Origin of the sequence: Flavobacterium sp. (assembly GCF_046153165.1) — a bacterium.
Lineage (GTDB): Bacteria > Bacteroidota > Bacteroidia > Flavobacteriales > Flavobacteriaceae > Flavobacterium.
The window spans coordinates 1-7,538 of the sequence record NZ_JBJXEN010000027.1 but is presented as its reverse complement, the minus strand read 5'-3'; the positions used below and the strand labels follow the sequence as shown (position 1 = coordinate 7,538).

Annotated in this window: 6 protein-coding genes; all 6 read left to right on the top strand. The window is 29.1% G+C overall.

Annotated features, from left to right (window positions below):
• Positions 1–120: 120 nt before the first annotated feature.
• The 6 genes from ACKVOV_RS04090 to ACKVOV_RS04065 all read left to right on the top strand — a co-directional run bounded on the left by ACKVOV_RS04090 (position 121) and on the right by ACKVOV_RS04065 (position 7,286).
• Positions 121–2,106, top strand: a complete 1,986-nt coding sequence (locus ACKVOV_RS04090) for an N-6 DNA methylase (RefSeq protein ID WP_409205497.1) — start codon at positions 121–123, stop codon at positions 2,104–2,106.
• Between the two features lie 207 nt (positions 2,107–2,313).
• A complete protein-coding gene (locus ACKVOV_RS04085) occupies positions 2,314–3,789 on the top strand; it encodes a caspase domain-containing protein (protein WP_409205496.1) in 1,476 nt (491 codons plus the stop codon).
• Positions 3,790–4,077: 288 nt separating this feature from the next.
• Positions 4,078–4,458 carry a hypothetical protein gene (locus ACKVOV_RS04080; RefSeq protein ID WP_409205495.1) on the top strand — a complete coding sequence of 127 codons (381 nt, stop codon included), beginning with the start codon at positions 4,078–4,080 and terminating at the stop codon, positions 4,456–4,458.
• A 5-nt stretch (positions 4,459–4,463) separates the two neighbouring features.
• The gene (locus ACKVOV_RS04075) at positions 4,464–5,111 is read left to right on the top strand and encodes a hypothetical protein (protein WP_409205494.1); all 648 of its coding nucleotides are present in this window, start codon (positions 4,464–4,466) and stop codon (positions 5,109–5,111) included.
• 179 nt (positions 5,112–5,290) lie between these two features.
• Positions 5,291–6,142, top strand: coding sequence for a hypothetical protein (locus tag ACKVOV_RS04070; protein ID WP_409205493.1), 852 nt, complete (start codon positions 5,291–5,293; stop codon positions 6,140–6,142).
• Between the two features lie 160 nt (positions 6,143–6,302).
• The gene (locus ACKVOV_RS04065) at positions 6,303–7,286 is read left to right on the top strand and encodes a DUF4238 domain-containing protein (RefSeq protein ID WP_409205492.1); all 984 of its coding nucleotides are present in this window, start codon (positions 6,303–6,305) and stop codon (positions 7,284–7,286) included.
• The last annotated feature ends 252 nt before the right edge of the window (positions 7,287–7,538 follow it).

Below are 7,538 nucleotides of genomic sequence, written 5' to 3'. Positions count from 1 at the left end.
TTGCTTTATGTATCGAAGAAACTAAACCTAATTTTAGAAAATTAGATAAAAGTCAATTAGACGGAAGATAATTTGCGTATTACACATTTGTGGTTTATATTTGCCACAAATGTGTAAAATATGAATTCATTATTTGAAATACCACTTACCAAAGAAGATAATCTTCTTAAAAAGTTTGAAGAAATCCACGATTACATTTATGCAAATGATGGATTATCGCCACAACAGACATTAGAAGAGTTTGTCAAAATATTGTTTATCAAAATTTGTGATGAAAATGAAAGCCTAAATCAATTTACTATTTCTACGGAAGAATGGAATGAATTGAAATCGGGCAAAACAAACCATTCAATTGCAGAACGTATCTCGGTTGTTTTTGAAAAAACGAAACAAACCTACCAAGACATTTTTGATTCAGACGATAGAATTAGGATTAGTGCTATTGCATTAGGTTTTACAATAAATAAACTACAAGGAATTTCATTACTCAATTCTTCGCAAGATGCAAAAGGTTTAGCTTTTCAAAAATTTCTTTCACACCACGAAAAAGACGGACGGGGTCAGTTTTTTACACCCGAACCAGTTATTGACTTTTGCGTAGCAATGATGCAACCCAAAACAAATGAAACAATTATTGACCCAGCTTGTGGAAGTGGTGGTTTTTTAATGTCAGCATTAAAGTATTTACAAAATAATAATACTGAACTTGACACAAGTCAAATAGTGTCTAAAAACCTTTTTGGTTCGGATATTAATAAAAGTATTGCACGAATTGCAAAAATGAAATTGCTTTTAGAAGCAAATGGAAAAACTAATATTCTTTGCACTAATTCATTAGAAGATTTAGATAGTTTGAAGCTAACTTTATCTAATACAAAGGGCTTTGATTTAGTTTTAGCAAATCCACCATTTGGAGCGAAAATAACAAATTCGTCAACGCTTTCAAAATTTGATTTAGGATATAAATGGACTAATCACGAAGGGGAATATCACAAGACAAAAACAGTTTATCCAAATCAAAATGCTGAAATTTTATTTATTGAACGTTGCTTACAACTTCTCAAAGAAGGCGGACGAATGGCAATAGTTTTGCCAAATGGCAATTTTGAAAATCCATCATTAGAATATCTACGCTATTATATAAAACTAAAAGCAAAAATTTTAGCCATTGTTAATTTACCACAAGAAACATTTATCCCTTTTGGAACAGGTGTAAAAACTTCACTATTATTTTTAGAAAAAGACACACCAAATAAAGTTAGACAATACCCTATTTTCTTTGGTAGAGTTACAAAATTAGGCTATCAAGGTAATAAAAACGGAACACCACAATATCAAAAAGATAAATACGGACAACTTGTAAAAGATAATTTAGGTCAGCCAATTTTAGATGAAAATTTCAGCGTAATTGTAGAAGCGTTTAAAGAATTTCAAAAAGGAATAGAAATTGATAAAGAAAATTCTTTTTCAATCAACTACAATGAACTAAACGGAAGATTTGATTACGATTTTTATTCGCCAGAAAATCGAAAAATGTTTACCAAGTTAGACACAGGAAAAAGTGTTCGTCTTGGAGATATTTGCGACATTATAAAAGTGAAAAGCAAAAAACTAAAAGACCAAAATCAAACAGTTGAGTATGTTGAACTTTCCGACATCAATACACATTCTTATGAAATCATAAATTCAACTACTTATCAAGTTCACGAATTGCCAAGCAGAGCAAGTTATGAAATTGAAAATGGCGACATCATTACAGCCATAGCAGGAAATTCAGTTGGTACACGAAAACACGCCACAGCATTAGTAAACACAGATTTTGAAGGAAGTATTTGCACAAATGGTTTTAGAGTTTTACGAAACTTCAAAATTGATAGTTACTATTTACTTTACTTTTTAAAATCAGAAGTGTTTTTAAAGCAAATGTTTATGTATCGGACAGGTGCAGCCATTCCAAACGTTTCCGACACAGATTTAGCAAATACTTTAATTCATTTACCTGACGACAAAACAATAACAGAAATTAGTTCAAAAATGAAAAAAGCGTTTGAACTTCGTCAAGAATCAAGAAATCAAATTGAAAGTATTAACCTTGAACTTGCATAAATATAAACGAATAAAAAGGACACCGTAGAAAGGGCGAACGGCTAACAGGTGCTTTGCAAAAGTGGGGCTTTTGTACTAAATTTAAGCATTGGGAATTCTAATAAACATTTGTACTAATATGAACATTTGTACTTCTAATCCCCCACCTTCGCAAAGCCCCAAAACGTTAGTGTCAAGACTACCGCAGTACCAATAAAATATAGAATTATGACAAACGAAGAGCGAAGATTTGCAATTATTATAGGAATAAATGATTATGATGTTAAACCTCTTAACTTTTGTGTTAATGATGCAACTGCTGTCGCAGATAAATTGGAAGAGAAATGCTTATTTAAAAAAGAAGATATATTTCTAATAACTAGTGAACAAGGTAAAACAACAAAAGATATTACTGGACATTTTGAAAATTCATTAAAACAAATTGAAACTAATTTAGTTCCGACAAAAGATTCTGTATTTTTCTTCTTTGCTGGGCACGGAAAATATCAATTTGAAAACTCTGGTTTACAATTTCACGATAGTTTTACTGAAATTTCTAATATTTTTGAAAAGATAAACGAATTACAGCCCAAACATCAATGTTATGTAATAGACGCTTGTGAATCAGGCGGGAAAGTTTTGACCCGCAATTCAGAGGAAGAAGATTTTATAAATAAATATATATCAAAAAGTTCAGGAACATTATTTATGTATGCATCTACAGAAAATGAAAATGCCAGAGAAATATCTGATATAAAACACGGTTTGTTTACTTATTATTTTTTAAAAGCAATTGATAATGACAATATATATGATGAAGGAATTTTAACTCCTAACAGGATTCAAGAGTATATTGCCAAAGAAACCCTAAAAGAAAGTGACTTTAAACAAACACCAGTAATTGAAAGTAGAACAGTTGGCTACTATCCTTTTGCCTACAATAGTGAAAAAAAAGTAAAAGTTGAAATTAGAAAAACCGAAGATTCAATAATTACAGAAAATGTAGTTGGAATGGAAAAAAATGTTGAATTTGAATATTTCCCTGAAGTACCAAGTGAAATTAGGCAAAAAATGTTCCTTGAATTGAAACCACAATTTGAATTAGAAATAGAAAACTGGGCTTCTAAATTAACTGCGGATGGCTATGAAATTAATATTAGTAATGATTTTAGTATTTATAATTCAGACATAAAAGACTCGCTAACTGATAGTATTGTAAAAAGTAGTATCAGCGAAAAAGTAGTTTCTTTAAATAATATTTTTACATCTGAACGTGAAATTATTAAGCCTAACCCAATATTAGGTTCTTTTAGTATGATAGATGCGATGTTGAAAAAAAGCGAACCTGAATATTCATATTATAATTACATAAACTGGAATGGTAATAATATTATAGGAAAATCTATATACTTTGAATCAAAAGAAGTGACAAAAGTATCGTTTGGAATTACCTTTTTAATTTATCAAGCAATTTATGGCATTGGCTTAGCCAAATCATCATTTTACTTGGATTACAATGGTTATTCAAATAACAATATAAAAGGACCATTTACTCAAATATATGCTTACAAATTTAACAACAACACAATATTAAACATCAATAGCAAAATCATATTTGATTTAGAATATTTTAAAGAAATGATTATAAAATGGAATGAAAGTAGAATGAAATCTATAAACGAATTTGGAGATAAAGCAAAATAAAGTCCAGCCACTAACAGCGGTTTCAAGAAATGGCGAGGCACGGGATTTATCAGAAATTGGAAAGGTTATTAATTAAAAGTTTTGTTTATATTTGTGAAGGCTTGGTCTTGGTTCATCGCCACTTCATGAAGCCGCGAAACGTTAGAGCGAAATGCGCCTTCCAGCCCACTTCGCTCTAACGACAAGCGCACTTCGCCTAACTAGCGCTTTGCAAAAGCAAAGCCGTCGCAAAGCGCGCTTGTCGTTGTGCGACACTTTCAAGCGACAGAAAACCGAAAAGAAACAAAAATGAATATTGATATTTTACTTTATATAATTTTCACAATTCCAATTTTAATTGCTAGTTTTCAATTAGAAAAACTAAATCAAAAAAAAATATTTTTTATTTGGCTTTCAATTTCTGTAGGAATAATTATAACTGGAATTATGATTGAAGACGATTCAAATAATGAAATGAGAAATATTAGTTATTTTGGTTCGCAAATGCTTTTTATATTTCTAATTATTCAAAAAATAAGCAGAAATATCTACTTCAATATATTCAAAAGAGAACCAGAATTCGGAAAATTTTCGAAAAATAAAATTGACTATATTTACACTTTATCATTAACAATTGGAACTATGATTTTACCATTTTTAATTGATAGTTGCATAATTCACAAATTTTAAAAACTATGGTAGAATTGTTAAAAGAAGTTTTAGAAAAAAAATTATCAGAGTATAAAGATTATCATCTTTTTATTTTAATTGGATTTACGTTAGTAATTGCTTTGTTTCAAATAATTCAAACATTAATTGTGACTAATAAAGTAGAAAAATTTAAAAATGAATTAAAAAAATCTGAAATTAGATTTTCTAGATATAATGAATTACAAATTACTGTATTAAGAAAAATTTATCATCAATTAGCAACTTTTCAGTTAGCAAATAATCTTTTATTCAAAATTGAACCAAATAGTATTGGTCATTCGAAATTTAAAACTAGAATTAACGAGTGGATAAAAAACTATTTAGATTGTGCAAATGAATTAGCCAGAGAAAAAATATTATTACCAACAGAAATTAAAGAATTATTTTCTAAAACTATAAAAGACTTTGACGAAATAAAAGAAATATTAATAAGTGAAAGAGAAAATTTGAATTATCTTGAAATGCAATATTCAGGAGATTGGAATTCAATGTATGATTTTGAAGATAATGAACTTCATATAATTACTCAAAAATTGAATTTTATAAAAGAAAAAGATTCAATTAAAAACTCAGACAAGCATATCAGAGAATTAAGAGTAAAAATTGAAGAGGTATTTCAGAAAATGGAATGATATAAAAAAGCGATCGCACAACAGCGGTTTGGCGCAATTGGGGTTTTAGGCAAACTTTAAAGTTGGTTTTGTACTTGCAAGTTCGGTCATTAATTTATACATTTGGCTAACCAAATCCCCAACTGCCGCCAAGCCACAAGACGTTGTGTGTCATTTTAGCCGAACGAAAACAGAATTAAATGAGAAATATTCTCCTACTTTTTATACTTTTTTGTGGAAATTTTATATTCTCACAAAACTTTGAAAATATAAGCAAAATTAAATTTTCATACATACACGGAGGTTCTTCTTGGGGGAAAAATGGAATTTACTCAAGAAGTGAAATATTTGAATTAACTAAAACTGAAAATGGAGATTTTAAAATTTCACAACATCTTAAAATAAACCAAAAAGTATACAATAAAGTCTTCTCAGAAGATTCAATAACAATCAAAACATCAAATTATAAAACCATTCCAAAAAGTGATGTTGATTATCTTTTAACTTCACTAAACACAAACAAAGAAAACTTTACTGAAGAATTTTTAATGCAAAATTTCACAAAACCAACTAAAAAAGAAATTTTAAAAATTGCAAAGCAAAATGGTGATAAAAACTATTTAAAAAATGATTACGACGAAAAAAATGATACTGAAAAAAAATATTCTGAAATTCAAAACTATAAATATTTTGATGAATATTTAAAACTTAACAAACCTATTTTAAATGTAATAACGTTAACAATGGATGCATGGAATAGTTTAGGAATTATTACTTTTTCAAAAGAAGAAACTAAATTATATGATTTAGATTTCCCTAAATATTGCGGACATCCGATTTCGGTAAATTATATAGAAATTAAAGAAAAGGATAAAAAAACAAATATCATAGAAAACAAAAGTTCTTCAATAATTAATTTAAATGTGAATTTAATTTTATTGAAAATATTACCAAAAAACACAAAATTAAGTGTCGAGTTAAATTTAAATAATATTCGAGATGAATATATAAATTGGTTTTTAGAAAATAAAAGAACCGAATTTGAATATTAAAAAACGAACACACAACAGGCGTTTGGCAAGATTGCGAATTTTGTAGTAAATACACGTTTACATTTCGCAAGAAATTTTAGCTTTGATAGAAAATAATCGGTTCCGAACTTCGCAACCTCGCCAAGCGCCGGAACGTTATGCACAATATTATCCCAAAACTATGGCAACAGATTTAGTAAAAAGACAACACTTTGTTCCTCGAACATATTTAAAGTATTTTGGTGAACAGAAGGGAGATGAATTTTATATTGAAGTCTTACCAGCACAAGAAACAGAAGTTAATAAAATCTTCAATTCAAATATTAAAAATGTTGCATTAGAAAAACATCTTTATACTTTACCAGGTGAAACTAATGAGCAAAAAATGGCTATTGAAAGTTTTTATTCACAAGAACTTGAAGCTCATTATGACACAATTTATAAAATTTTAACTGACCCAAACAAAATCGAAATAACAACAGAAGAAAGAAGATTAATTATTTCTACTGTAATAACAATGTACTACCGAACAACAAAATGGGTTAATCTTAGTCGTGATTTTATGAGTAGAGTTTTTGAAAGGATGTTTCAGCTTTGTGAACAAACAGGAAAAGATTATTTCACATTTGAAGGAGAAAAAATATCTATTGCAGGAAAAACTCTTAAAGAATTTACAACAGAATTTAATAAAGAGCGTCAACCTAGTATGATTATTATTCAACTAGAAACTGCCTTTAAATTAATTGCTTTAAGATTAGAAAACGATTCAATTTGCATCCATAAAATTGAAGAAGATAAATTAGAATTTATAACTAGCGATAATCCAGTAATTGCAAAAAACAATAATCCTGAGAGATTTGCTCCTTTTGACCCAACCAATATTCTCGAATTACCAATAAACTCAAAACATAAATTAGTTTTGATTCCAGAATGTCCTACAGAACTTAGAAATAGAATATTTCGGAGAACTTCAACAGCTCCTTTTTCAGAAATTGAGAAGTTAACAACTAATTTCTCTCAAATGCAAAATTCAGAGAAATTTATTTTTGGCTCTAAAAGTGGTTTGGAATCTTATCTATTAACTAAACAAGAATCCGAAAGACCAATTGAAGAAGGTGAAAACACTGCTGATATTTTTAAGAAATTAAAAGAATTAGGATTATAAATACTGTGCATAACAGCGGTTTCAAGAAATGGCGAGGCTTGGGATTTATCAGAAATTGGAAAGGTCTTTAATTAAAAGTTTTTTCTATATTTGTAAAGGCTTGGTCTTGGTTCATCGCCACTTCTTGAAGCCGCGAAACGTTAGAGCGAAATGCGCCTTCCAGCCCACTTTGCTCTAACGACAAGCGCACTTCGCCTAACTAGCGCTTTGCAAAAGCAAAGCCGCCGCAAAGCGCGCTTGTCGTTAACAGCC